At 71.4% G+C, this 21,383-nt stretch carries 18 protein-coding genes; 13 read left to right on the top strand and 5 right to left on the bottom strand.

Features of this window, described 5'->3' with window-relative positions:
• Positions 1-198: 198 nt before the first annotated feature.
• Complete coding sequence (locus F4553_RS06430) at positions 199-912, bottom strand: TetR/AcrR family transcriptional regulator (RefSeq protein ID WP_221469796.1); 714 nt, start codon at positions 910-912, stop codon at positions 199-201.
• Positions 913-981: 69 nt separating this feature from the next.
• Here F4553_RS06430 and F4553_RS06425 point away from each other — a divergent pair, with 69 nt between their 5' ends.
• From F4553_RS06425 to F4553_RS06415, 3 genes are all read left to right on the top strand, one after another.
• A complete protein-coding gene (locus tag F4553_RS06425) occupies positions 982-2,646 on the top strand; it encodes a CocE/NonD family hydrolase (protein WP_184833468.1) in 1,665 nt (554 codons plus the stop codon).
• 142 nt (positions 2,647-2,788) lie between these two features.
• Entirely contained in the window at positions 2,789-3,433 is a 645-nt protein-coding gene (locus F4553_RS06420) for a TetR/AcrR family transcriptional regulator (RefSeq protein ID WP_184833466.1), read from the top strand.
• A gap of 93 nt (positions 3,434-3,526) precedes the next feature.
• Positions 3,527-4,519 carry an NAD(P)-dependent alcohol dehydrogenase gene (locus F4553_RS06415; protein WP_184833464.1) on the top strand — a complete coding sequence of 331 codons (993 nt, stop codon included), beginning with the start codon at positions 3,527-3,529 and terminating at the stop codon, positions 4,517-4,519.
• 10 nt (positions 4,520-4,529) lie between these two features.
• On the opposite strand, the gene F4553_RS06410 is transcribed toward F4553_RS06415, so the two are convergent.
• On the bottom strand, positions 4,530-5,993 hold the full coding sequence (locus tag F4553_RS06410) for a COG1470 family protein (protein WP_184833462.1): 1,464 nt from the start codon (positions 5,991-5,993) through the stop codon (positions 4,530-4,532).
• 69 nt (positions 5,994-6,062) lie between these two features.
• Here F4553_RS06410 and F4553_RS06405 point away from each other — a divergent pair, with 69 nt between their 5' ends.
• The gene (locus F4553_RS06405) at positions 6,063-6,629 is read left to right on the top strand and encodes a Pvc16 family protein (protein ID WP_184833460.1); all 567 of its coding nucleotides are present in this window, start codon (positions 6,063-6,065) and stop codon (positions 6,627-6,629) included.
• The gene (locus F4553_RS06400; protein WP_184833458.1) at positions 6,626-8,614 is read left to right on the top strand and encodes an ATP-binding protein; all 1,989 of its coding nucleotides are present in this window, start codon (positions 6,626-6,628) and stop codon (positions 8,612-8,614) included. Before F4553_RS06405 ends, F4553_RS06400 begins: the two co-directional genes overlap by 4 nt.
• A 42-nt stretch (positions 8,615-8,656) precedes the next feature.
• Here the strand turns inward: F4553_RS06400 and F4553_RS06395 are convergent, their stop codons facing one another.
• Genes F4553_RS06395 through F4553_RS06385 form a run of 3 tightly spaced genes read right to left on the bottom strand, consistent with a single transcriptional unit; the run spans position 8,657 to position 13,692 of the window.
• Complete coding sequence (locus F4553_RS06395) at positions 8,657-11,413, bottom strand: hypothetical protein (RefSeq protein WP_184833456.1); 2,757 nt, start codon at positions 11,411-11,413, stop codon at positions 8,657-8,659.
• On the bottom strand, positions 11,410-12,990 hold the full coding sequence (locus F4553_RS06390; RefSeq protein WP_184833454.1) for a hypothetical protein: 1,581 nt from the start codon (positions 12,988-12,990) through the stop codon (positions 11,410-11,412). The genes F4553_RS06395 and F4553_RS06390 overlap by 4 nt, the downstream gene beginning before the upstream one ends.
• Before the next feature lie 9 nt (positions 12,991-12,999).
• Positions 13,000-13,692 (bottom strand): eCIS core domain-containing protein, encoded by a 693-nt coding sequence (locus tag F4553_RS06385; protein WP_184833452.1) that lies wholly within the window; start codon positions 13,690-13,692, stop codon positions 13,000-13,002.
• A 109-nt stretch (positions 13,693-13,801) separates the two neighbouring features.
• On the opposite strand from F4553_RS06385, the gene F4553_RS06380 reads away from it, so the two are divergent.
• From F4553_RS06380 to F4553_RS06345, 8 genes are read left to right on the top strand one after another with little or no spacing between them, the layout of a single operon-like run.
• Positions 13,802-15,400, top strand: coding sequence for a phage tail sheath family protein (locus tag F4553_RS06380; protein WP_184833450.1), 1,599 nt, complete (start codon positions 13,802-13,804; stop codon positions 15,398-15,400).
• A gap of 30 nt (positions 15,401-15,430) precedes the next feature.
• Positions 15,431-15,874: a phage tail protein gene (locus tag F4553_RS06375; RefSeq protein WP_184833448.1), complete on the top strand. Its 444-nt coding sequence runs from the start codon at positions 15,431-15,433 to the stop codon at positions 15,872-15,874.
• Positions 15,874-16,320: a hypothetical protein gene (locus tag F4553_RS06370; RefSeq protein ID WP_184833446.1), complete on the top strand. Its 447-nt coding sequence runs from the start codon at positions 15,874-15,876 to the stop codon at positions 16,318-16,320. The genes F4553_RS06375 and F4553_RS06370 overlap by 1 nt, the downstream gene beginning before the upstream one ends.
• Complete coding sequence (locus F4553_RS06365) at positions 16,317-16,463, top strand: DUF6760 family protein (RefSeq protein ID WP_211240798.1); 147 nt, start codon at positions 16,317-16,319, stop codon at positions 16,461-16,463. Before F4553_RS06370 ends, F4553_RS06365 begins: the two co-directional genes overlap by 4 nt.
• A 3-nt stretch (positions 16,464-16,466) precedes the next feature.
• The gene (locus tag F4553_RS06360) at positions 16,467-18,440 is read left to right on the top strand and encodes a hypothetical protein (protein WP_184833444.1); all 1,974 of its coding nucleotides are present in this window, start codon (positions 16,467-16,469) and stop codon (positions 18,438-18,440) included.
• A gap of 56 nt (positions 18,441-18,496) precedes the next feature.
• The gene (locus tag F4553_RS06355) at positions 18,497-18,961 is read left to right on the top strand and encodes a phage tail protein (protein ID WP_184833442.1); all 465 of its coding nucleotides are present in this window, start codon (positions 18,497-18,499) and stop codon (positions 18,959-18,961) included.
• Positions 18,958-19,665: a CIS tube protein gene (locus F4553_RS06350; RefSeq protein ID WP_221469795.1), complete on the top strand. Its 708-nt coding sequence runs from the start codon at positions 18,958-18,960 to the stop codon at positions 19,663-19,665. The genes F4553_RS06355 and F4553_RS06350 overlap by 4 nt, the downstream gene beginning before the upstream one ends.
• Before the next feature lies 1 nt (position 19,666).
• Complete coding sequence (locus F4553_RS06345) at positions 19,667-21,379, top strand: VgrG-related protein (protein ID WP_184833440.1); 1,713 nt, start codon at positions 19,667-19,669, stop codon at positions 21,377-21,379.
• Positions 21,380-21,383: the final 4 nt, after the last annotated feature.

Raw genomic sequence — 21,383 nt, 5'->3', positions numbered from 1 at the left:
CCTCGAAGGGCCTATTTCCGTGAAACAGCACGATCTTGAGCGCTGGTAAGGGTTGTTTCTCGGAATGTGCGCGATCATCATCGAGCCCGCGCGTCGGCGCGGCCCGAAAAAGGTGCGATCTTCAAGCGCGCGGAGCAGGAGGTCGCGCTCCCGGAGTTGATCCTGACGTTTGTGGCGGGTTTTGCGGCGTGTCCAGCATTAAAGTTCAGGAGGGGTGAGGAGGCCGGCCAGGATTCGACGGGCCAGGCGTTCGAAGGTCTCCTCCGGGTCGGGGGGCGCCTGGGCGGCGGCGCCCATGGCGGCGAAGGCGGCCGTCAGGTGCGGGTAGTGCCCGCTGGTCGCCGCACCGGTGAGGTAGGCAGCCTGAGCGGCCTGGGCCTCGGCCGTCGAGCGCCCCATCTCGGACTGCGCGAGCTCATAGCCGACGTAGGTCGAGACGAAACCCGTGAGCAGCGCGAAAGCCTCCATCTTGGACGATGGCGGCAGGTCGACCGGTGCGAGCAGCGCCAGCGCATTGTCGAGTGTGGTCAGTCCGTTCGGTCCGAGCGTCTGGCGTACGGCGAGGGCTGCCGTGAGCCACCGGTGGCCGAGGAAGAGCGCCCGCTGCTGCCGGGCGTAGTGCACCAGGTCGTCGATCGGGTCCCCGCTGGGGGGGATCTGCGTCGCCTCGGCGATGACGGCGTCGACCATCAGCTCGATGAGGTGCTCCTTGTCGGGCACGTGCGAGTAGAGCGACATCGTGCCCGCGCCGATCTCGCCCGCCACCCGCCGCATGGACAGCGCGGGGAGCCCGTCGGCGTCGGCGATGGCGATGGCCGCGGCCACGATGGCTTCGCGGCTGTACGCGGCGGGGCGCCCCAGCCTGCGCGGTGCCGGGGGCGCCCACAGGACCGTCGGGTCGATCAAACTCACCCCCACATTGTGGCGCACGACTTTCAGTACAGTGTACGATAAGTCGACGAACCGACCCAGGGAGTTGTCATGGCCCACCCCGCCACCCGTACCCGGCCGCACGGCCAACCGCTGCCCCGCCACGTCAAGCTGCTCAGCAAGCTCGGCGGGAAGCCCGACCCCGCCGCGCTCGAGGTGGCCTACGAGCCCGGGTTGACCGTGCCGGCCGCCGACGGCAGCCCGATGGTGACCGACCACTACTTCCCGGTCGTCGAGGGCGACTACCCCACGCTGCTGGTGCGCTCGCCCTACGGCCGGGGCTTCCCCTGGACCGCGCTCTACGGCAACGCCTACGCCCAGCAGGGCTTCCACGTCGTGCTGCAGAGCTGCCGCGGCACGGGCGGCTCCGGCGGGACCTTCGACTGGTTCCGCAACGAGGATGCCGACGGACACGCCGCGGTGGCGTGGCTGCGCGAGCAGCCGTGGTTCAACGGGGTGCTCGGCACGGTCGGCATCAGCTACCTCGGCTACGTGCAGTTCGCCCTCGCCCTCGACCCGCCGCCGGAGCTGCGCGCCATGGTCATCCAGGCGGGCGGCCACGATCCCTACGGCAACTGCTACGCCGGTGGCTCCTTCGCACTGGAGACGGTGCTCATCGCCGGTGTCGCGATGGTCCACCAGGGGAAGGGCACCCTCAAATTCATCCAGGCGGGACTGCGCCTGCAGCGGCACATGCGCCGCATCATCAGCAGCCTGCCGATCATCGACGCCTACGTTCCCGGGATCGGGGAGCGGGTCTCGATCATCGAGGACTCGCTGCGCCACGCCGAGCGCGACCATCCCTACTGGGCGGGCAAGGACATGAGCCCGGTCGCGGAGAGCCTCGCCATCCCGACGTCCATGGTCGCCGGATGGTTCGATCTCAACCTCGATCAGAACCTGGCGCAGCACGAGCGGCTTGTCCGAGCCGGATGCCCGAACCGGCTGCTGATCGGCCCGTGGACGCACTCGAACATGCTGGAGGACAGGTCCGTGCTCATCGACAGCGCGGGCTGGCTGCGCGCCTATCTCACCGCCGACCGCTCGGGGCTGCCGCCCACGCCGGTCCGCGTACACGTCGGCGGGGTGATGCCTGAGGGCGTCGACGCCTGGCGCGACCTGGCCGAGTGGCCGCCGGTCGGGGTGTCGGACCGGCCCTGGTCGCTCGCGGCCGGCGGGAAGCTGACCACGGCCGAGGCGGCGGCCACCGGCGACGCGCTCGCGACGGTCCACTACGACCCGGCGTCGCCGACCCCGTCGCTCGGCGGCCCTGTGCTGTCGCGCGGTGCCGGACCCCGCGACAACTCCTCGCTGGAGGCCCGGCCCGACGTGCTGACCTTCACCGGCGAACCGCTCACCGACGCGGTCGAGGTGCTCGGCGCGGTCAGCGCGGTCCTGCGGGTCTCCATCGGCGCCGCGGCGTCGGCCGATGTCTTCGCCCGGCTGTGCGACGTGGACGAGAAGGGCCGCTCGGTCAACGTCTGCGACGGACTGCTGCGCATCAGCGCCGGCGGCCGGATCACGGTGCCGATGAGCTCGACCGCCCACCGATTCGCGCCCGGACACCGCATCCGGCTGCAGGTCAGTGGCGGTGCTCATCCACGTTACGCCCGCAACCTCGGTACGGGGGAGCCGCTCGCCACCGCCACCCGGCTCGTGCCGGTCGACATCACCGTCGAGTCCGGCTCGCAGCTGCTCCTCCCGGTCGCGGCCTGACGGCTTCCACTCGCGGGTGGCCGCCCGCTCACGCTTCAACTCACACCCATCCTTGTACGATGAGCGCGTGGAGAGGTTGAGCTAGGTGGCCATCCGCGCTGAGCCGAGAAGCGAGCCCCGGCCGCCGTTGAGCAGGGACAGGGTGCTGAGAGCGGCGGTCGGCGTCGCCGATGAGCGCGGCATCGAGTCCCTCACGATGCGCCGGTTGGCGGATGTGCTCGACGCCGAGGCGATGTCGCTCTACCACCACGTGGCCAACAAGGAAGAGGTGCTCGACGGTGTCGTCGACGTCATCGCCGCTGAGATCAACGAGGCGGTCGGCCGACTGACGCTCCCCACCAAGGGTGCTCGCTGGAAGCCGGCGGCCCGGCTGCGGGTCCTGACCGCTCGTGAGGTCCTCCTGCGCCACCCGTGGGCGCCCCGAGTCTTCGTGTCGCGGACCAGCACCAGCGCCGGGATCCTGGAGTATTACGACGGGCTGCTGGCGATCATGCAGGCCGGCGGGTTCTCGCACGACCTGTGCCACCGCGCGCTGCACACGCTGGGGAGCCGGGCGCTCGGCTTCAACCAGGAGCTCTTCGATCCCGGCGACGCGCCCACCGGTCCCGAGGCGGCCGCCGCGATGGCGGGCATGGCCGAGCGGTTCCCGCACCTCGTCGGCATGCTGGCGGAGGTCGCCCACGACGATCCCGATTCCACGCTGGGCTGGTGCGACGCTCAGACCGAGTTCGAGTTCGGGCTCGATCTGATCCTCGAGGGCCTCGATCGGATGCGCGACACCGTCTGACCGCTCGACAACCTTACAACGTAAGAGTACCTTACGCCGTAAGGGCGCCTTACGTTGTAAGGTTGCTGTGGCGCTGCCGGGTTGGAGAAGGCCATGAAGGCTTTTGTCGTGCGCTCGTTCGGTTCGCCCGACGTCGTGGAGCTCGCCGAGGTCGAGACTCCGGTGCCGGGCGACGGGGAGGTGCTGGTCCGGGTTTATGCCGCATCCGTCAATCCCTACGACTGGCACCACATGCGCGGGGAGCCCTATGTCGCCCGGCTGATGGGGGGCATCGGTCTGCGTACCCCCAAGGTGGGGATCTTGGGCGCGGACATGGCGGGTGAGGTCGCGGCGGTGGGCCGGAGCGTGCGCGGGGTTCGACCCGGTGACGAGGTGTTCGCGCTGCTCAAGCAGGGTGCGTTCGCCGAGTATGTCTGCGTGCCGGAGAGCGTGCTGGCGCCGAAGCCCGCCAGCCTGTCGTTCGAGCAGGCGGCGGCGGTGCCGATGGCGGCGATCACTGCGCTGATCTCCCTGCGGGATCGGGGCAACCTTCAACCCGGACAGAAGGTCCTCGTCAACGGGGCGTCCGGCGGGGTCGGGACGTTCGCGGTGCAGCTCGCCCGGGCGTTCGGGGCGGAGGTGACGGGCGTCTGCAGCACGCGCAACGTGGACCTGGTGCGCTCCATCGGCGCCACCGAGGTCGTTGACTACACCGCGGCCGACTTCACCCTCGGCGGCCGGCGGTACGACCTCGTGATCGACATCGCGGGCAGCAAGTCGGCCCTGGCCTGCCGACGCGTGCTGACGCCCCGGGGCGCCTACGTCGTCGTCGGCGGCCAGGCCGGTCGCTGGGTGCAGCCGGCCGGGCACGCGTTCGCGGCGGTGGCGATCTCGCCGTTCGTCTCCCAGCGGATGCTGATGGCCGACGTGGTCCGGGCCTCGGACAAGCGGGCGGACCTGCTCACGCTGACCGCGCTCATCGAGCAGGGAGCCGTTGCCCCCGTCGTCGACCGGCGCTACGCCTTCGCGGAGGTGCCGGCGGCGATCCGCTATGTGGAGGAGGGCCACGCGCCGGCCAAGGTCGTCGTGTCGATGATGGACCGGTGACTGATGCCCGTCAGGACGCTTCGGGGCTCGGGGTCGGGTCTTCGTCGTCCGGGCTCTCCGGCTCGCCGGTCGGGGTCGGAGTGAGATCCTCGGGCGACGGCTGGACGGTCGGTCGCGGGCTGGGGCTGCCGGTCGGCTCGGTCGCCGTGCGGGTGTATCCGCCGACCAGCGCCGCGATCTCGCAGTTGGGCCGGGCCCCACCACCGGGACTGTTGCCCGGAGTGACACATTGGACGGTCATGGCGAGGGTGCGGCCGGTCGGCAGCACCAGCGGCGGATCGAAGACCAACGGCTGCGGCGGAGTGTTCCCGTCCTCGCCCAGCGCGATCACCACCAGTCGGTCCGCGACCGGGATCTGCCCGGTCATCCGGCCCGTGTCCGTCGCCGCGCTGGTGCCGATCACCAGCAGGCCGGTCGCCTTGTAGGGGTTCTGCACCAGCACCCGGGGGACGGTCAGCGCCCGATCCGCCGGCAGCGCGACGGCGGCCCCGGTGACCTGCTGGCCGCCCGGCTCGGTGGTGATGGTCAGCCGGGTGGTCAGCGGCAGGCCCAGCGCAGCGTCGCCGCCCTCCGCACCGGCACCGGGCGACCGGCCGGGTGAGGGTGACGAGCCGTCCAGCGGCTCGATCTCCACTCCCACCTTGTCGGCGACCCGGCGCATGTTCTCGTCGGTCTGCGCCAGCGGCGCCGCCACCGCGTTGCTGGCGGCGTTCTGCACGGTCGGGCGCAGGACCACGTGCCAGGCGACCACCGCCCCGATCACCAGCGCCGCGATGGTGGCCAGCGTCCGGGGCAGCCAGGGCGGGAAGACCGCGTTCTGCAGCAGATTGGCGCTCACGTTGACCGGGGCCGGGGCCGGCTGTCCCGGCGCGACGCCGGCCTGTACGCCGATGGTGAACGGCAACGTCTGCGCGGCGCCGCGCCACAGCGTGTGTCGGGGCTTGACCCGGACGTCGGCCTGCACCGCGATGCCCGGGCCGATGGTCTGGCCGGCGGGGTCGACCGCGACGTCCAGCGCGCCGTTGGGGTCGGTGGCCGAGCAGTGCACCGCCACCGGAGCGTTACCCCGGTTGACCACGGTCAGCTGGTGCTTGGCCTGCCGCCAGCCCTTGGAGGTGTTCGGCACCAGGTCGACCTGCAGGTCGGCGTAGGGCGTGACGGTCAGCACGCCCTCCTCGACGGTCAGCCCGGCGGCATCCTCCTGGGGCTCGACCCGTACGCCGAAAGGCAACTGCCCGAAGGGTGTGGCCGGGTCGCGCGGCGGCGAGAACCGCAGCGAGACGGTGCCCTCGCGGCCGGGAAGCAGCGAGATCATCGGAGGATCCACCTGGCACCACGCGCCCGGATCGCCGAGGACCGAGATCCGGAACTGGTCCACGACGGTGCCGGTGTTCCGGACGGTCAGCGTCGTGGCGACCGACTCGCCGCACGGCGCCGACAGCGCGTTGCTCTCCAAGCTCGCGAATGCTCCCATAGCAGTCACTTTATGAGATAACACCCCTAAATTGCCGTGGAATGTCGCGTCAGATGGAATCCTGAAGCGGTGATCTTCGAGGTGGACGACGCGTTGACGGCCCTGCTGCGGCGGGAGGCGATAGTGGACGACGCCATCGAGATCGTGCTCGACGCGCCGACCAAGGACTGGTCGTCGCGGCGCAACGCGCCCACACTCAACGTCTACCTCTACGACATCCGCGAGGACCTGCGCCGGCGGACCCAGGGCCGCGTCGACGAGTACGACAAGTCCGGCCGGGTGGTGGCCCGGCGCGTACCGCCGCGCTACTTCGTGCTGTCCTATCTGCTCACCGCGTGGACGGCCCGACCGGAGGACGAGCACCGGCTGCTGTCAGCGGCGCTGTCCTGCCTGCTCGCGCATGACGCCATCCCGGTCGACCTGCTCACCGGCGGCCTGGCCGAGGCGGCCCTGCCGGTGCCGATCACCGTCGCGCTCCCACCGCCGGAGGACCGGTCCTTCGCCGACGTCTGGTCTGCGCTCGGCGGGGAACTGCACCCCTCGCTGGACGTGCGGATCGTGGCCCCGATCCAGCCGGGGATCCGTTTCACCGCAGGCCCACCGGTGCAGGAGGTGATCGTACGGATCAACCCGTGACCGCGTTGCGGAACCGGCTCGCCGCCGTGGAGGCGGCCGTCACGCTGGCGGTGGCGGCCCGGCGGGCCGGCGATCCGCACCCGGACGACGCCTTTCGGGGGCTCTACCTGTCGGACGAGCACGTCGACGCCGCCCTGCGGGGACCGATCGAGCCGGTCGGACCGGTCGGACCGGTCGAGCCGACCGGGCCGATCGACGACAGCCCGCCCGGCCGGCTGGCGGTCGCGTTCGGGCTCACCGAGACCGACCTCACCCTGCTGCTGATCGCGGTCGCCCCGGACCTCGATCCACGATTCGAGCGGCTGTACGGGTACCTCAACGACGATGTCACCCGCCGCCGGGCCACCGTGCGGCTCGCGCTGGAGCTCGCCGGACTGTCCACCATGTCCGCCGCGGCCCGGCGGCAGGCCGGCCCGGCCGGACCGCTGTGCGCCGCCGGGCTGCTCGTCGTCGAGGATGCCGAGCGCCCGTTCCTCAGCCGCGGCCTGCGGGTGCCCGACCGGGTGTGCCAGCACCTGCTCGGCGACGACAGCCCGGATCCGCTGCTGCTGCCGGTGCTGGCCCGGCCGCGAGCCGCGATCGACGTGCCGGTCGTCGCCGCCGGTGGCGGCCTGGCCTACCTGCGGGACCGGGCGCCCGGCTGCGCGCTGGCCGCCGCGGTCGCCGCCCGGCCGGAGGCGATCGTGCTGGACCTGGCCCGGCTGCCGGCCGGAGCCGACGACGACCTCGACGAGCTGGCCCGGGTGGCCGGCCGGGAGGCACGGCTGCGCGGTGTCGCGCTGATCGCCGGGCCGGTGGAGGCACTCACCGAGCGCGGCCCGGCCGGCGCCGGGGTCCGCCCGTTCGCCGACCTCGACGGCGAGGTGCTGCTCACCGGGACCGTCGGCTGGGAGCCGCAGTGGTCGGCCCGCATCCCGCAGCTCATCGATGTACCGGCCCCGACCGGCCCGGACCGCGTCGCGCTGTGGCGGCGCGAGCTGGGCGATCGGCACACCCTCGGCGAGCAGCTACCCATCCTCACCGCGCCGTACCGGTTCTCGCCCGAACAGATCGCCCAGTCGGCCACCGCCGCCCGCCAGGCCGCCGCGTTGGACGGCGGGACGGTCACGGTCGCGCTGCTGCGCGCTGCCGCCCGCGCCCGCAACGCGGCCGGACTGGAGCGGCTCGCCCGCCGGATCACACCGGCGGTCGACTGGACCGACCTGGTGCTGCCCGATCCGGTGCTCAGCCTGCTGCACGAGCTGACCGCCCGGGTCCGGCACCGGGACACCGTGCTGGGCGCCTGGATGATGCGGCCGGGCGGTGGCCGGGGGACCGGGGTGACCGCTCTCTTCGCGGGCGATTCCGGCACCGGCAAGACGATGTCCGCCGAGGTGGTCGCCGCCGCGCTCGGGCTCGACCTCTACGTGGTCGATCTGTCGACCGTGGTCGACAAGTACATCGGCGAGACCGAGAAGAACCTCAGCCGGATCTTCGATCAGGCGGAGAACTGCAACGCCGTGCTGCTCTTCGACGAGGCGGACGCGCTGTTCGGCAAGCGCAGCGACGTCTCCGACGCGCACGACCGCTACGCCAACGTGGAGACCGCGTTCCTGCTGCAGCGGATGGAGTCCTTCGACGGGGTCGCCATCCTCACCACCAACCTGCGCGCCAACCTCGACGACGCGTTCCTGCGCCGGCTGGACGTGGTCGTCGACTTCCCGAAGCCCGACGCGGCAGCCCGGCTGCGGCTGTGGCGCGCCTGCCTGCCCGCCGACCTGCCCCGCGCCGCCGACCTGGACCTGGACTACTGCGCCGAGTCGTTCGAGCTGTCGGGTGGCAACATCCGCTCGATCGCGGTGACCGCGGCCTACCTGGCGGCCGAGGCGGGCCAGCCGGTGACGATGTCCGACCTGGTCGTCGCGGTGCACCGGGAGTACCGCAAGCTCGGCCGGCTGGCGCTGCCGGCGGAGTTCGGCAGCTGGTTCGGCACCTGGTCGGTCTGACCGGCCCCGGTGCGGTGGGGCGTATCTCGACGAAGGAGACGCCTACCGGGTCGGCCGACCGCGCACCAGCAGCAGCTTGACATTGCCGCGTCCGAGGGAACGCGCCAGGCCGCGCAGCTGCGGGACCAGGGTCTCCAGCGAGGCGCCGACGCGGGTCACCACGACCAGCGGGGCTCGCCCGAGACTCTCGCGCAGCGCCTCCATCATCAGCGATTCCTTGTACGCCGTTCCGAAGTAGCGCTTCAGCCGCCGCTCGAGCACGTCCAAAGTCTCGAACGCCACCGGATCGCTCGACGCCATCAGCTTGTCGATGTTGGCGACGGTCCAGCCGTAGCCGCCCTGGACACCGGCGGCCCGCATGTCGAGGCTGGGCGCGATATCCGAGGTCACCTGCTTGAACTCGAACTTGTAGAGGTCGACGAGGTTTTCGCGGCGCCGCAGCCCGATCCCGTCGAGTCCGTGACCGCCGCCGTGGTTCTTGAGCTCCAGCACCGACATCCGGGGCAGCCCGTCGCCGGCGAAGTGCCCGTAGGCGATGGCCCTGCGGATGACCTCCTCGAACTCCTCGTGTGACAGCCGGTTGAGCTGATGCTCGGTCAGCGGAAGCGGCGGGCTGTTCGGGCCTATGATCATTTGGCGCTGGGCCACGCCCTTCTTGGCTGCCAGGCGCGTCGCCGCCTCATCGAGGTCGATCGGGCTCTGGCCGTATGAGCCGACGGCGGAGGTGGCGGGCGTCTCGGCGCCGGTGTTCTCCATGACGGTGAGGAGGATTCCGAGCCCGGTCTCGACCGCTCCCTCGGGCATGCCGCCGAGCTTGGCCAGCAGCGATCGGGCCGCGGAGACGCCCTCCTTGCCGGAGGCGGCCCCCAGGGTCTGGCCGGCTTGGTCGATGAGGCCCGACCGCCACGCCTCCAGCCTTGCCATCGCACCGGCTTCCTTGCCGACCGCCTGTTCGAGCATTCCCCATCCGCCCACCCGGCGCAGCGTGTCGGCCGGGCCGATGAGGTCGATGGACTGCTGCACGAGCTTGCCCGCCTCCGCTGCGCTCTTCTGAGCGAGCAGCGGCAGCGCGACCTCGAGGTCCTTGACGGAGATGTGCCCGGCGCCGCCGGCGAGTGCCAGCAGCCGCTGGCCGGCGGTGGTGTCCCGGCCGACGATGGGGATCAGGTCCTCGGCCTTGCGGCCGGTGCCGAGGACGGCTGCCTGCGCACCCTCCGCCTCGACCACTTCGGTCAGCAGCTGCTTCTGTCCGGCGGGCGGCAGCGTGGCGAAGTTCGCGAGCTTGGTCTTGGCCGCGAGTTTCGCCTCCAGCCCGGCCACCTTGGCGAGACTGGTCGCGGATCGGACCGCCTTGGCCGCCCCGTACACGTCGACGAGTGCCGTGATCGTGTCCATCATGGCCTGGAACTCGGCCTCCGCGGCCTGGGCGGTGCCGACGATCGCGAGCTCGTCCTTCACGGTGGCCTTGCCGGCGCTCCTCACGGCGAACGCCTGGTTCCAGCTGTCGGCCGCCGCCGCGGAGGAGGAGGTGAGTCCGATGATCGCGCCGAGCAGCGGCGCCGCCGTGCCGGCTGTGCCGATGGTGACCGCCGCGAGCAGGGCGATCTCGACCAGCATGGCGCCCTTCGCCGCGTCCTCGCCGCTCTCCTTGACGTAGTCGCGGGCCAGCCCTTGGGCGAAGGGCCTGCTCCACGTCTTGTCCTTCTCGAAGAGCTTGTCCTGCACGGACGACATGGATTCGAAGCGCAACCGCTTGTCGTCGATGTCCCTCCGAGCGGTGCGGATGTTCTCCGTCACCTTCGCCAGCGCCGCGCCCATCTTGGCCCGAGCTCCCGCCGGGCTCTGGTCGCCACTGGCCAGGGCATCGGAGCCGCCGTCACGGGCCCGATCCTTCGCATCCAGGACCATCATCGCGTAGAGGGCGGGGTTCTCGTTGAGGATCGTCCCGATCGCGGTGTTCAGCTTCTGGTGCTGGTCGATGATGGTCTCCCAGGAGGCCATGCCGTCACCCTTTTCCGCCGGGTAGGGCGGTGCGTGCAGCGGATTGAAGCCCGCCCGGTTGCGCGCTGCCGCGGTGCCGGTGCCGCCGGCCGGTGAGGTGCCGCCGTGCTCGCTTCGGTCAGATCCCTGCTTGATCGGCGGCTCGGTGTAGCCCACATCGATCTGACCGAGCGTTCGCAGGGTTTCCTTGGCCTTCCGGATCAGCGACGCCTGCCGGACCTGCTCGCGGACCGCTTCATCTGCCGCCGCCGGATCCGCACCGGAGCTGATGCCGAGTCGCCGGGACTCCGCGTCGATGATCTCACCGTTCTTGCGGAGGTTCTCCCGTGCCTCCTCGCGTACGTCGGTGGCGAACTGGGTGCGGAGATCGCGCATCCACTGCACCTTGTGCGGGTCGGCGCCCCGCTTCTGGCAGCTTTTCCAGAGATCGAAGTCGAAGCGGCTGAGATCGGCGGCGTTCCCCCGTGACCGCCATGCCTCCTCCAGGATCGACTCCTCACGCCAGCTGACGAACGTCTGGGTGACGATGAGATTCACCAGGCTGAGCAGCTGGTTGGCGCTGATGCCGGTGAAGGGCCGAAACGGGTCCAGAGCGGAGCTGTCGCCGGTGCGGATCGCCTCATCCAGATTGGCCGGCTTGTCGGCCCGTTGCACGGAGATCAGCTGGGTGACGGCTTGATTTCCGGCCAGCTGCTGCAGTTCGAGCAGCCGGGGCTGGTGCGTTCTGCCGGGCGACCGGGCGGCATGTGGTCGCGGGGCGGGCGACCGAGGGCTCTGCGCCGCAGCTGCCCTGCTCACTCGTCAGCCTCGATCACGTGGAACACCGGCGTCGACGTCTTGGTGGGCAGCGCGACCGCGCCGGCGAATCCCGTCTTCCAGTCGTCGGGCAGGTTTGCCTCGATCCCCATCCGCTTGCTCTTCGTCCTGAGGGTCCGTTCGAGCAGCCTGTTGCTGAATCCGAGAAAGGTGCCGGCGCTGAGGTGGGTCAGGATGCGCGGGTCATCCGCTCTCCGGTCGACGTGCTTGGCCTGGGTCCGCACGACGTGGAACAGGCTCGGCGGGGTGGCGCTCTTCCACTCCTTCCAGGTCGGTCCGCCCCAGTGCACGCAGTGCGCGACGAAGACGATCAGCTCCACCGGCCAGTTCTCCACCACCTCCGGCGGCACCGCGGCAGCGCCGCCGGCGCCCTGCATCGCCTTCCACTCGGCGTCCATCCACTGCCGCCGCATCTTCGCGTCACCGGCGGTGTCGAGGAATGTCTGGATGAGGCCGACGTCCTTGGAGAGCAGCTCCAGCGCCGGTTTGCCGGACCGCACCGCCTGGGCCTCGGTGTCCACGACGTACCAGGTGCCCTTCTCGAAGATCAGACCGGCGTTGCGCAGCGGTACGAGGACCTCGGAGCCGGCCTTGGCGAGGTTGTCCATCACCTGGCCGAGCAGGCCGACCGCGGCGAAACCGGGACCGAAGCTGAACTTGGCGGTGTCCCAGGTGTTGATGGACGCCTGGGTGCCCTCGCCCACGCCGAGCTCCTTCCACAGCGCTTTGTTGACCTCCTCCCGCTTCGGGTCCGGCACGTTGAGCTCGCTGGGTGAGTCGCCCTTGTGCGACGGGCCGACATACTTGTAGCCGCCCGGCACGTTGTCCGCGGGCCGGGCTTTGACCGTGTTGAGCAGATATTGCCCGGTCATGGTCCGGTTGCGGCGGATGGCGTCGAAGAGCGCGGCGCGATAGGCCGGGCTGGTCAGCACCGGGTCGATCGAGGGATCGCTGACCTGGTCGGGGTTGGGCAGCTGCAGGCTGTTCTTGACGTGCGGGCCGATGATGGTCGGCCAGTTCGGCACATCGTGCATGGCTCGCAGCTCGATGGCTTGATCGGTGAAGAGCCCGGCTGTCGTGGGCGGCCGGCCCTCGACCACGTCGTGTGCCGCCATCAGCCGGGTGTTGCCCTTGAACCGGGCCGAGCCGACGATGGTGGCGTAGGCGCCGGCGTCGAGCTTGAGCATGCGCAGGGTGTCGACCATTCCCCGGACCCACAGCATCGCCAGCGAGTCGGCGATCCGGTCGAGTTCCCTGCTGAGCAGCAGGTTGCGCAGCGCGTTGGCCATGGAGACCGGATCGCCGGTCCACGGGACGAGCGGCACGGGCTGCCGAGACATCGGCTCAGAGGTGTTGGGCGCCTGTTGCAGCTGCCACAGTGCGGCCCGATTGCCGAGGAGGCGCTGGGTGGCGAGCAATCCGCCCTGGTCGAGCGGGGCGCTGGTCAGTGACCCGCCCGGTGCCTCGGCGCCGGTCGCAGGCCGGTGGCGCGTGGGCGCCGGGGCGCGTCGACCGCCGCGCGTCATGTCGCCTCGTGCCGTTCCGACCTGGCGGGTCACCGATCGATTTTATCCGGCGGGCTCCTCCTGCGGCGGCTCTTCCGCTGCGTCCGCACGCTGCACGGCCATCGACTGCACCGGCGCTTCCTCCTCCTCGGGCGCCACCTGGCGCTGGGCGGCGCCGACCGGAGCCGGGACGGGCGGCGCGGCGAGCACCGAGGTCGCGTTCGCCTCGGCGGCCTGCTCGAACCGGTCGGACGGATCGGAGACCTGGATGCCGTCGCCGGTCGCCGTGCCGTCGACGGCGCCCGCGCGCTGTTGCAGCACGTGGGTGAGCTCGTGCGCCAGGGTGTGCTGCCCGTCCGTGCCGGCCAGGTCGGTGCGGCCGGCACCGAGGACGATCTCGTCGCCCACGGTGTAGGCATGGGCCTGCACGCTGGCGGCGCTGGCGGCCGCCTGCTCGCCGGTGTGGACCCGAACGCCGGAGAAGTCCGCGCCGAAGCGGGACTCCATGTCGTCGCGGATCGGCTGCGGCAGCGACGATCCGCCGCCTCGGCCGACGACGTCGAGCACCGGGGAGCGTTGCTGCTCCGCGGGCTGCGCGTCGGCCGGCTGCTCGTCGAGTGCCGCTGCCACCGCCGCATTGCCGGCGGAGCGCTGCAGCTCCAGCATCTCCCGCTGCACCGGCGAGAGGTCCGATCCGGTCAGGGCCAGGCCTTTCGCGGCCGGGTGGCGCCCGAGGTCCTCGTCGTGGATTCGCATGACAGCTCCCCATGCTGAGTTACCTCAGAATTGTACCTTTTATCCGGTACGCTGCGAAAAGGTCCAAGGCTTCCGGCCAACACCCGCAAGCTGCCCAGGGAGGAATGAGATGGCGCCCTACCTGTCACCCGGCGTGTATGTCGAGGAGGTGGAGGCGGGTTCCCGGCCCATCGAGGGAGTCGGCACCGCTGTGACGGCGTTCATCGGGATGGCCGCTCGCGGCCCCGCCCACACGCCCACCCTGGTCACCAACTGGACCCAGTTCACCAACGCCTTCGGCGACTTCATCGACGGGTCCTATCTGGCCCATGCCGTCTACGGCTACTTCGCCAACGGCGGCGGAAGCTGTTACGTGGTAAGGGTGGGGGCCGGAAACGACGGCGACACCGCTGCCGCGCCGGTGGACACCGCCCCGGCCGAGCCTGCGGTCGCCACCGGCCTGCTCGGGTCGTACCCGGTCCGCGCGCTCAAACCCGGGCCGGCCGGCGACGGCATCGAGATCGAGGTCGAGCCGCCGCCGTCCGCCGACGCCGGCGGCGACGACAGCGGGACGGACAAGCCGTCCAAAGACGAATTCACGATTGTCGTACGCCGTGAGCAGCAGCGCGAGCAGTTCACCGTCTCCACCAAGCCGGGCCGGACGAACATCGTCACGGTGATCAACCAGCAGTCCAAGCTGATCGCCGTGGACGAGCCGGTGACGGTCAGCCGGCCGGAGGCGGGCACGGTCACACTCAGCGGCGGCGCGCCCGCGACCCCGGCTCCGGTCGAGCAGCCGACCACCACGGCCGGGATGACGTTGCGCCCCTCCGACTATGTCGGCGACTCCGCCGACCGCACCGGGTTCGCCGGGTTGGAGGCCGTCGAGGAGGTCACCATCCTCGCCGTCCCGGACCTGCTCGCCTCGTACCAGCAGGGGATCATCGACATCGAGGGCGTGCACGCCGTACAGCAGGCCATGATCGCCCATTGCGAGCTGATGGGCGACCGGGTCGCGATCATCGACCCGCCGCCCGGCCTCACCGCCCAGCAGGTCAAGCATTGGCGCGTCGACCAGGCCAACTACGACTCCAAGCAGGCCGCGATGTACTGGCCCTGGATCAAGGTGATGGACCCGGTGCGCGGCCTGCCGATCATGGTGCCGCCCAGCGGGCACGTGGCCGGCGTCTGGGGCCGCAGCGACGACACCCGCGGCGTGCACAAGGCACCGGCGAACGAGGTCATCCGCGGCGCGCTCGCACCGGAGCTGCAGCTCACCTCCGCCGAGCAGGATCTGCTCAACCCCGTCGGGATCAACTGCATCCGGGCCTTCCCCGGCCGGGGCATCCGGGTCTGGGGTGCCAGAACGCTGTCGAGCGACCCGGCCTGGCGCTACCTGAACGTGCGCCGGTTGTTCAACTACCTGGAGGAGAGCATCCTCGCCGGGACGCAATGGGCGGTCTTCGAGCCCAACGATGTCGCGCTGTGGGCGAAGCTCCGCCGCACGGTCAGCGCGTTCCTGATCAACGAATGGCGGCGCGGCTCGCTGTTCGGGCTGACGCCGGACGAGGCCTTCTACGTCAAGTGCGACGAGGAGACCAACATCGCCGAGTCCATCGACGCGGGTCAGGTCATCTGCGAGATCGGCGTCGCGCCGGTGAAGCCGGCCGAGTTCGTCGTCTTCCGGCTGGCTCAGTTCTCCGGCGGCACCAGCCTGGTCAGCGAGTAGTGAGCCTGTTCAGTCAGCAAGGAGCTTCGCATGCCTATTCCGGAACGTGACAGCGCCGTCGGCCACTCGTTCGGCCTGGAGTTCGACGGCATCACCATCAAGTCGATCACCGAGGTGAGCGGGCTGAAGATCGAGCAGGACGTCATCGATCTCAAGCAGAACACCGCCGACGGCAAGTTCGAGGTCAAGCGGCTGCCGGGTCGGCCCAAGCCCGGCGAGGTCACGCTGACCCGGGGCCTCACCTCCGACCAGAGCTTCTCCAACTGGGTCAAGGCCAGCCAGTTTGGAAAGATGAAGGACGCCCGCAAGGGTGGATCGATCATCATCTACGACTTCGAGGGCGCCGAGATCAAGCGCTACCGGTTGGTCAACGCCTGGCCGAAGAGCCTGGAGATCGGCTCGTTGAAGGCCGGCGACACCTCGCTGCTCACCGAGAAGCTCTCGGTCACCTACGAGCGCATCGAGGTCGCCTGATGCGCCGGGTGCTCGGCGCGGTCGTCGCGATGCCTGCCGCAGCGGCACCGGATGCCGCCCCGCCGCGCGAGGATCGGCTGATCACCCAGTTCGCCTTCACCCTGCCGATGGGCTATGTGGACCCGGACGGCGAGGTGCACCGCGACGGGGTGATGCGCCTGGCGACCGCCCGCGACGAGCTGGTCCCGCTGCGCGACGACCGCGTTCGGGAGAACCCCGGCTACCTGTCCATCGTGCTGCTGGCCCGGGTGGTGACCCGGCTCGGCCGGGTCCGCGAGGTGCACGCCGGGGTGATGGAGAACCTGTTCGCCGCCGACCTCGCCTTCCTGCAGGACCTCTACCGGCGGGTCAACGCCGAGGGGCACACCCACGTCGAGGTCGCCTGCCCCGGCTGCGGGCGCCACTTCACCGCAGACACCGCAGGCGGGCGCCTGGGGGAATCGTGAGGCACGCGCCCGAGCAGCTCTGGCAGGAGACCGCGACGGTGGCGTGCCGCTTCGGCTGGTCGCTGGATGTCATTCTCGACCTCGAACACGCCGACCGGACCCGGCTCGTGTCGATCATCGGCGACTGGGACCGGGGGAGGTAAGCCGTGGGATGGCTGGATCGACTCCGTCGCTCGTCACCCGCCGACACACCAGCCGTCGGCCCGGCCGGTGCAGAACCCTCGCCCGCCCGCTCGTCCGGTGGAGCAGCACCCGCCTGGTCGCAGGTGGCACCGCTGACCCCGACGACCGGGCTGCTGCGGCCGGCCGTGGAGCCGCAACGGTTCGCCGACACGCTGGTCACCCGGCAGCCGATCACGTTCGGGGCGGAGCTGGGCCACCACATCGGCGATCCACGCGCGCTCACCACCAGCCTGCTCTCCGCCACCGGCTCGGCGGCCGAGGCCCCGGACGAGATCGTGGCCGCACGGCCGCTGCCGCCCGCGTTCGTACGGCCGGCAGTGCAGACCTGGCCGGTGCGGCCTGATGCTGCGGAAGCTGCGGCGTCGGGGCCGGAGGGCGCGAGCCCCGATCTGCCGGCTGTGCCGGTGCCACCGGCTGCCGCGGCGCTTGACGCCACGTCGGGCCGGTCGGCCGCGCACCCGGTCACCGCGACCCCGTCGGCGACCGGCCGTCCGTCGGGACGGTCGCCTCGGCTCGGACCACCACGCGACGGCTCCGCGCTACAGCGCCTGCCGGTGATCGATCCGGGTGGCGCTACCCGGTCGGATGAAGCCGGCCCGAGCCCGAGCCTGAGCGCCGGTCCGAGCGTGGGGACGGGCCCGGGTGAGGCGCAGGACGCGGCCTCGGGGAATCCGGCCGTCTCGGTGCAGACCGCGAGATCGACAGGCCCGCTCAGCTCGACCGCCGCGTCGGACCGGATGGGATGGAGTGTCGGAGCGGAGGCCGCCTCGGCTCAGCCGGACTCCGCTGCGCCGACGCCCACTGCGCCGCACGGTGCCGCCACCAGCGGTCGGCTCGGCTCGCTCCCCGATCGCGGCAGCGCCGCGGCGGCCCGGCCGGAGACCGGATCGGCGAGCGGCCCGGCGCTCGCCGCCGGCCCGACAGGCGGAGCCGGGGATGACGACACGGCGGCTGCTGACGGCGTCGACCGAGCGATCGGATCGTCGGATGGTGGGTGGGCGGTGCGTGGCCGGATCGAACCGCCGCCCGCCGGGCCTCCGGCCGATCGGCCATTGTGGACCGATAGCGGCGCTGAGCCGTGGCCGCCGACGGTAGATCCGCGCCGCTCGTCGGCGGATGTCCGCCTGCAGCGTGACGCGGCGGGAGCAGTGCCGTCCGCCGTCGACCGGGCGACGTCATTCGAGGCGCCCGGCGATCGGCCGCATCCGGCCGGTCCGAGCGCACGGTCGTCGGACAGCTCGATCGAGCTCGGCACCGGTGTCCCGGCGACGGCAGCCGGTGCGGCGCAGCCGGTGCCGACCGGGCCGGTGGGGTTGCTGGGGGCGCGTCCGATCCAGACGCAGCTGGCCGACGCGGTCGGCTGGCCGCACCGGCAGCCGAGCCACGACGCGTCGTCGATGTCGGCCGGCGCCGGGCGCGACAGCATCGCCGGGCGCGACGACCACGACGGATATGACAGCGCCGCCCGGCACGACGACGGCGCTGAGTACGGCGGCGTCGGCGGGTGGCCGGACCCCGGTACGGGTGGCGGGGCGACCGCCTCGGTGCAGCGGTCGCCGGTGCCGAGCTCTGCCGGTGACGGAAGCGGTCCAGCCGCTACAGCCGACCCGGGTGCCGCCGCGCTGGCGGCCGGGGTGGCCGAACGGGACGGCGACGGTGTGCGGTTCCGGTGGGCCGACCCGTACCCCGAGGAGGTCCCGATCGTGCAGCGCGCCACCGGGCAGCCGCCGACGGCGGCACGGACCCCGGCAGCTCCGGCGGACCCCGCAGCAGGCGCGGGCGCCTCGGCCCCGCCGGCCGGCGGCGCTGGACCGGCGATGACTCCCGGCGGCCTCGACGAGCTGGCCAGGCAGCTCTATGACCGGATCCGCGACCGGCTCGGCGACGAGCTGCGCCGCGACCGGGAACGGGCCGGCCTGGCGACCGGGCTGCACTGACCTGCTGACACCGACGATGACCAGCACCGACCACCGATGACGAAGGGAGACCGCAGATGGCCAAGTCACCGCCTGAGAACCCGCCGCCCAAGCCGGATCCGGCGGTAGCGGTCTGCTTCAGCGTGGAGGTCGGCTCGCACAATCTGGGCGCCTTCACAGGCTGCGACGGGATCGGCTGCGAGGTGGTGATCGAGCAGCGCGAGGAGGGCGGCAACAACGGATTCGTCCACCAGCTGACCGGGCGGATGAAGTACACCAACGTCAAGCTGACCCGGGCCGTCGACGAGAACTCGGCGAAGATCGCCGCCTGGTTCGCCAGCTTGAACGGCTCGGTGCCGCGGACCACGGCCACCATCGTCGCCCGGACCGCCGAAGGCAAGCCCGTGTGCTCGTGGAGCCTGGTCGGCGTCGTTCCGGTGCGCTGGACCGGACCGTCGATGTCAGTGGACAGCAACAAGGTGGCGACCGAGACGCTGGAGCTGGCGCACCACGGCTTCCTGCAGCAGGGGGCGGCGAAATGACCGGCATGGCCAAGGCCTACCTCAAGTTCCTGGAGCCCACGGTCAAGGACGGACCCGGCGGATCGATCTCGGTCGGCACCGTCTCCGAGCTGCAGTTCATGTTCAACCCCAAGGAGTACACCGTCACCAAGAGCGCCGAGTGGAGCCGCAAGTCCACCAAGAACGCCGCGTCGGCCGCGATGCCGGAGTTCACCGGGGCGGGACCGAGATCGATCTCGGTGGAGATGTTCCTCGACGCCACCGACCCCGACCTCAAGGTGCAGGTGCACGAGGCGGTCGAGACGCTGCTGAAGTGCGTGGTCCCGCTGCCGGCGACCCTGGCGAAAGGCAAGAAGCCGCTGCCGCCGTTCGTGCTCTTCGGCTGGGGAAAGATCGTCAGCTTCGTGGCCTTCGTCAAGTCGGTGAACGCGAAATACACCCTGTTCATGCCGGACGGCACCCCGCTGCGGGCGGTCTGCCAGCTGACCCTCGAGGAGATCCCGGTCCCCGCCAAGCACGGCACGCCGCCCAAGCGGCAGAACCCCACCTCCGGCAGCGCGCACTCCACCCACGCGCACACGGTGATCGCCGGGGACAGCCTCGCCTCGATCTCCTACGCCGCGTACGGCGACGCGACCCGCTGGCGTGACGTGGCGGAGGCCAACGACATCGACGATCCGCTGCGGCTCACTCCCGGCACCCGCCTGCTGCTCCCGGCGGCCTGAGATGGCACAGCAGCACAGCTCACAGCAGTTCCTGATCGAGGTCGACGGCAATCCGCTGGCCCCGGAGATCGCCGGTGCGCTGACCAGCGTCGTCGTCGAGGACAACCTGTACGTACCGGACAGCTTCGAGCTGGTCTTCGCCGACCCCGGCCGGCAGGCGCTGGCCGCCGGCAAGCTGACGTTCGGGGCGAAGGTGAAGGTCAGCGTCCAGCCGTCCGGAGAGGCCGCACCGGTGCCGCTGCTGGTCGGCGAGATCACCGCCGTCGCGATGGACACCGACGGGGCCGGGACCCGGACCGTGGCGTCCGGTTACGACCTGTCGCACCGGCTCTTCATCGGCCGGCGCTGCGAGACGCACGCCGACGTCAGCTACGCCGACGTGGTCCGGGTGGTGGCTCGCCGCGCCGGTCTGAAGGAGGGCGTCATCGACGCCACCAGGCCGATCCACCAGCGGGTGGCACAGGACAACACCACCGACTGGCAGTTCCTGCAGCGGCTGGCCCGCGAGGTCGGCTTCGAGCTGAGCGTCACCGAGGACAGCCTGAACTTCCGCAAGCCGACGCAGGCGTCGCAGGGACCCGAGCCGGGAACCCTGGACTCCACCGGGCCCCTGCAGCTGCGGCTCGGCGACGAGCTGCTGCGCATCCACGCCAGGATCTCGGCGGCGGAGCAGGTCTCCGAGGTCGAGGTGCGCGGCTGGGACCCGGGGACCAAGCGGCCGCTGGTCGCGGTGGCGCCGGCGGCGACCACGGCCGCCAGCAACGGCGCGGATCCCCGCGAGATCGCCGGCCGGTTCGGCGGGCACCGCCTGGTGCTGACCGACCCGCCGTTCCGGACGCAGACCGAGGTGGAGACCGCCGCGAAGGCGGCCGCCGACCAGGTGGCCGGTGCGTGCGCCGAGCTGTCCGGCGTGTCGCGGGGCAACCCTCGGCTGCGAGCCGGTACGGCGGTCAGCATCGGCCTGGCCGGTGCGCCGTTCGACGGCCGGTACACGCTGACCCGCAGCAGGCACCGCTACGACGGCACGGACGGCTACACGGTCGGCTTCAACGCCAGCGGCCGGCAGGACCGCTCGCTGCTCGCCCTGACCAACGGGGCGGCCGGCGGTGCCGGTGGCGGCGGAGTGGTGCCCGGAACGGTCACCGATGTCGCCGACCCCGACAAGCTGGGCCGGGTCAAGGTGACCTTTCCGTGGCTGGCCGAGAACTACGCCTCCGATTGGCTGCGGGTGGTGTCGGCCGGCGCCGGCGGCAATCGGGGCACGGTCGTGCTGCCCGAGGTCGACGACGAGGTGCTGGTCGCGTTCGAGCAGGGCGACCTGCGGCACGGCTACGTGCTCGGCGGCCTCTACAACGGCGTCGACCAGCCCTCGCTGGGTGACGACCTGATCGATGCCACCACCGGCGCGGTCCGGCGGCGCGGCTTCGTCTCCCGGCGCGGCCACGCGCTGGTGTTCCTCGACGACCCGGCCGACTCCGGGGTGGCGCTGCTGGCCGAGGAGGGCCGGTTGCGGATCTCGCTGCACGGCACCGAGCGGCGGATCCGGATCACCGCCGACGGTGCGGTGGAGATCTCCGGTGCCGACGTGACGGTGAAGGCCAGCGGCGACGCCACCATCTCCGCCGGTGGGCAGCTGCGGCTCCAGGGCGCGGCCGTCAAGGTCGAAGCCTCCGGACCGGTCGAGGTGACCGGCTCGATGATCAAGTTGAACTGAGAAG

It is taken from the genome of Allocatelliglobosispora scoriae, assembly GCF_014204945.1.
GTDB classification, from domain to species: domain Bacteria; phylum Actinomycetota; class Actinomycetes; order Mycobacteriales; family Micromonosporaceae; genus Allocatelliglobosispora; species Allocatelliglobosispora scoriae.
Note: the sequence above shows the minus strand (reverse complement) of the source record. Positions and strands in the feature narration are given on the sequence as shown.

Bases quoted from the DNA above. Each gene is read 5' to 3' on its own strand.
- F4553_RS06425 (WP_184833468.1), top strand. From the start codon at position 982: ATGGCCCACCCCGCCACCCGTACCCGGCCGCACGGCCAACCGCTGCCC.
- F4553_RS06415 (WP_184833464.1), top strand. From the start codon at position 3,527: ATGAAGGCTTTTGTCGTGCGCTCGTTCGGTTCGCCCGACGTCGTGGAG.
- F4553_RS06410 (WP_184833462.1), bottom strand. From the start codon at position 5,993: ATGGGAGCATTCGCGAGCTTGGAGAGCAACGCGCTGTCGGCGCCGTGC.
- F4553_RS06385 (WP_184833452.1), bottom strand. From the start codon at position 13,692: ATGCGAATCCACGACGAGGACCTCGGGCGCCACCCGGCCGCGAAAGGC.
- F4553_RS06380 (WP_184833450.1), top strand. From the start codon at position 13,802: ATGGCGCCCTACCTGTCACCCGGCGTGTATGTCGAGGAGGTGGAGGCG.
- F4553_RS06375 (WP_184833448.1), top strand. From the start codon at position 15,431: ATGCCTATTCCGGAACGTGACAGCGCCGTCGGCCACTCGTTCGGCCTG.
- F4553_RS06370 (WP_184833446.1), top strand. From the start codon at position 15,874: ATGCGCCGGGTGCTCGGCGCGGTCGTCGCGATGCCTGCCGCAGCGGCA.
- F4553_RS06355 (WP_184833442.1), top strand. From the start codon at position 18,497: ATGGCCAAGTCACCGCCTGAGAACCCGCCGCCCAAGCCGGATCCGGCG.
- F4553_RS06350 (WP_221469795.1), top strand. From the start codon at position 18,958: ATGACCGGCATGGCCAAGGCCTACCTCAAGTTCCTGGAGCCCACGGTC.
- F4553_RS06345 (WP_184833440.1), top strand. From the start codon at position 19,667: ATGGCACAGCAGCACAGCTCACAGCAGTTCCTGATCGAGGTCGACGGC.